This window comes from Halioglobus sp. HI00S01 (assembly GCF_001635445.1).
Lineage (GTDB): Bacteria > Pseudomonadota > Gammaproteobacteria > Pseudomonadales > Halieaceae > Halioglobus > Halioglobus japonicus.
In genome coordinates this window covers 1-432 of record NZ_LWEE01000130.1, presented here as the reverse complement: position 1 = coordinate 432, position 432 = coordinate 1, and the positions used below count along the sequence as shown (strand labels likewise).

1 protein-coding gene is annotated in these 432 nt (G+C 56.5%); it reads left to right on the top strand.

Going from position 1 to position 432, the window contains the following annotated elements; all coding sequences use genetic code 11:
• Positions 1 to 14 precede the first annotated feature (14 nt).
• On the top strand, positions 15 to 432 hold a 418-nt coding region (locus A3709_RS14925), incomplete at its 3' end, for an amidohydrolase family protein (RefSeq protein ID WP_231871198.1).

Genomic DNA, 432 nt, shown 5'->3' with positions numbered 1-432 from the left:
TTCGCGGACAGACCATGAAGATCGTTTCGGACGGCAGAATCCAGGGCCTTACCGGTTATCTCGCTGACCCCTACAACACGACTTTACGTGGCGATGCAGACTACCGCGGCTCTCCGATCTTTCCACGTGAGGAGCTGCTAGAGATGGATGGCCGGGCGCATGCTACGGGTATGCCGATGGCTATTCACGCTAATGGTGATGCGGCGATTGATGACGTCATCCACGCCTTTGATCTAGCCCAGCAGGCCAATCCTGTCGCTGACCCGCGCCATTTGCGAGTGAATCAGAATAAGGCGCGGGATGACCAGTTGGATGAGATGAAACGCCTGGGCATTACACCCAGTTTTTTTTCTGCACATACCTACTACTGGGGTGATCGTCACCGTGATATTTTCATGGGGCCCGAGCGCGCCCGGCGCATGAGCCCAAGCC